Source organism: Actinosynnema sp. NPDC023658 (assembly GCF_040639995.1).
Lineage (GTDB): Bacteria > Actinomycetota > Actinomycetes > Mycobacteriales > Pseudonocardiaceae > Actinosynnema.
Map to the genome: position 1 here is coordinate 1 of NZ_JBFAAX010000674.1, position 3,134 is coordinate 3,134.

Annotated in this window: 3 protein-coding genes and 1 pseudogene; all 4 read right to left on the reverse strand. The window is 71.2% G+C overall.

The annotated features are described in order from the left end of the window. Positions 1-358 precede the first annotated feature (358 nt). On the reverse strand, positions 359-1,081 hold the full coding sequence (locus AB0G02_RS32980; protein WP_360802095.1) for an ABC transporter permease subunit: 723 nt from the start codon (positions 1,079-1,081) through the stop codon (positions 359-361). Continuing rightward, positions 1,078-1,989, reverse strand: coding sequence for an ABC transporter ATP-binding protein (locus AB0G02_RS32985; protein WP_360802098.1), 912 nt, complete (start codon positions 1,987-1,989; stop codon positions 1,078-1,080). Before AB0G02_RS32985 ends, AB0G02_RS32980 begins: the two co-directional genes overlap by 4 nt. Then, entirely contained in the window at positions 1,986-2,846 is an 861-nt protein-coding gene (locus AB0G02_RS32990; protein ID WP_360802101.1) for a hypothetical protein, read from the reverse strand. The genes AB0G02_RS32985 and AB0G02_RS32990 overlap by 4 nt, the downstream gene beginning before the upstream one ends. Continuing rightward, positions 2,839-3,134, reverse strand: a pseudogene (locus tag AB0G02_RS32995) (hypothetical protein); the annotation flags it as partial. The gene AB0G02_RS32990 and the pseudogene AB0G02_RS32995, both read right to left, overlap by 8 nt.

The following is a 3,134-nucleotide window of genomic DNA, read 5'->3' on the forward strand; positions in this document are numbered from 1 at the left end:
CGTCGGCGTGCCCCCGGACCTCCGCAGCAGCTGCGAGTCGTAGCACTCGGGCACCGCCGAGATGACCGCGCCGACCACGGCGGACGACGACCCCGCCCGGGAGGGGGGCCGGGTCGACCCGCGTCGGAGAGGCGGTAGGCGCCGCACCAGGAGCGCCCAGCCCGGTCGAGGCCGTGCCTCCGGGGAAGCAGCACGAGGTTCCCGGTCCCTTCCGCGCGGATCCAAGCCTCTCCCCCTCGCCTGAGCCCCCTGCCCGGCGGACACCGCTCTCGGGCCACGACGGTCCCCGTGCGCACCGCCGCAGTGGTCATGTCGGGACGTGCCCGGGTCGGGATCTTGATCGCGACCGGGAACCGGCCTAGTTCGCCTCGCCCGTCAGCGCGAACGACCGCAGCCGCCGGGTCGCCCCGACCGTGCCCACCACGACGAACACCGAGGCCATGATCAACGCGGTCGGCACCGACATCGTCGAGGAGATCAGCGGGGTGTCACCGATCGCGTCCGCGATGGCCGTCGCGTGCTGGCGGATGCTGAACACGCGGGCACCGTCGACGAACGACACCAGCAGGTTCTCCCACAGCACGATGTAGACGAGGCCGACCGCGACCGGCCGCTTGGTCATCACGCTCAGGGCCAGGAACACCGCGCTGTAGGCCAGCGCGCCCAGCGCCGTGCCGACGACCAGGCCGACCGCCAACGTGCCGGAGCCCGCGACCAGGGCCCCGATGGCCAGCGGCGTGGCAGTGGCCGCGGTGGTCACCAGCCACGCCACCAGGAGCTTGGACAGGATGATCTCCGAGCGCGGCAGCGGCTTGGTGATCAGGTGCGTGATGGTGCCGTCGTCGATCTCCAAGCCGAGCACGCTGCTGCCGACGATCAGCGCGGTCAGCGGCAGGATGACCGCCAGTCCGAGGTTGGAGAACACGAGCGGACCCCAGTCGGACGGGCTCACGTGCGCGTCCTCGCTGGAGGCGCCCAGGAAGGTCATGCCGATCAGGATGATCGGCATGGGGAGCAGCAGCAGCACGCGCTTGCGGCCGAGCAGTGCCCTCGCCGTGAGGCGGATGATCGTCGCGTTCATGTGGTCACCAGGTAGGAGAAGACCTTCTCGAGGGACTCGTCCGAAGGCAGGATCGTGGTCAGCCGGATGTCCTGCGCCTTGGCGAGCTTGGCCAGGGCGCGGGTGAACGTGCCGTAGTCGCTGGTGTGCACCTGCAGGCCCGCCTCGGCGAGGCTCACCCCGGAGACGGACGGCTCGGCCATCAGCGCCGTCGCGAGGAGCCGGTCGTCGGAGGAGGCGATGGTGAACACGTGCGGGCGGGTGGTCATCAGCCGCCGGATGTGCCGGTAGTCGCCGGAGGCGGCGAGCCTGCCCGCCACGATCACCTGCACGGTGCCGGAGAGCTGCTCGACCTCCTCCAGGATGTGCGAGCTGAACACGATGGTCCGCCCCTCCCGGGCCATGTCGTCGAGCAGCTCCATCATGTGCATCCGCTGCCGGGGGTCCATGCCGTTGAACGGCTCGTCGAGCAGCAGCACGTCCGGGCTGTGCACCAGCGCCGCGGCGACCCGGCTCCGCTGGCGCATCCCCTTGGAGTAGGTGGAGATCCGGCGGTCCTGCGCGTCGCGCAGGTCCACGGTCTCCAGCGCGGCGCGGGCGGCCGACGCCGGGTCGGGGAGCTTGTGCAGCTCGGCGGCGGCCAGGACGAACTCCCACGCGGTGAGGAACCCCGGCACGCTCTCCCGCTCGGTCACCAGGCCCAGCTTGCGGTACACGGCGGGGTTGGCCCACGCGGGCTCACCGCCGATGACGACCTCGCCCTGCGACGGGGCCAGCAGCCCCGCCATCAGGTGCAGCACGGTGGTCTTGCCCGCGCCGTTGGGTCCGAGCAGGCCGGTCAGGCCGGGACCGATGGACAGGGTCACGTCGTTGACCGCGACCACGTTGCCGTACCAGCGGGAGACGCCGGTGAGTTCGACGGTGTTCATGACTTCATCCCCTTGTACCGCCACACCGCGGCCAGCGTGCCGAGCGCGGCCAGCACGACCGTGACCAGGCCGTACACCGGCCCGAACGAGCCGATCGACACCAGGCTGAGGTCCGCTCCGAACAGCCACTGGTCCACGCCGTTGAGCAGGCTCGCCGGGTCGAGCAGCCCAGCCAGCCGGCCGAGCGCCCCGGAGTCCACCTCGCGCAGGAAGCCCGAGATCGGGGCGGTGAGCAGGAAGACACCGATGATCATGCCGGTGGCGAACACCCGACGTCCCGACAACGAGGCGATCGGCAGTGCCACCGCCGCCAGCAGCACGGCGTGGATCACCGCGGCGAGGAGGCCGACGAGCAGCCCGCCGAGCTCCTCCAGCACTCCCGGGACGCCGTCGTCGGTGCCGAAGGCCATGCCGAGGAACATGATCAGCATCGGCACGGCGAACAGCAGGAACGTCGCGGTGGCCAGCGCGGCGACCTTGGTCAGCGCGTAGCTCGACCGGCTCAGCGGGCGCGACAGGTACAGCTGCACCAACTTCGTGTGCAGGTCGACCGACACCAGCTCGGGCGCGACCACGGCGACGAACACCGTCGCGGCGAACGTGAAGGTGGAGGCGATGCCGACGTAGTCGAGCACCGGTTCGGGCATCTGGCTGTTGATGAACACGATGATCAGCGAGGCGAGGCCCGCCACGCCGATCAGCCCGATCGGCAGCACCTTCGCCCACGGGCTGCGGCCGAGGCCGTAGGCGCTGCGGACGCTGTGGACGTACAGCGCGCGGGCCGAGTAGCCGGAGCCGAGCCTCGGGCCGGTGTAGCGCTGGTAGCCGATGTCGTGGATGACGCCTGACTCAGACATGGGACACCTCCTGGGCCGGGCGGTCGCGGAACAGGTCGGCAACCTGGTGCCGCTGGCGTTCGAGCCGGTGCAGGGAGAGGTCGAGGTCCGCGACGGCGTCCCGGATGAGGTCGTACACCGCGCCGCTGTCCTCCCCCAGGCGGATGGTCAGCACGCGGTTCTCCCGGCGCACGTCCAGGCCCCCGGCGACGAGCGCGGCGGCGAGGTGGTCGGCGCCCTCGTCGATCTCGACGACGAGCAGGACCTTCTGCTCGGTCATCGCGGACAGCGTCGCCCAGCGCAGGAGCG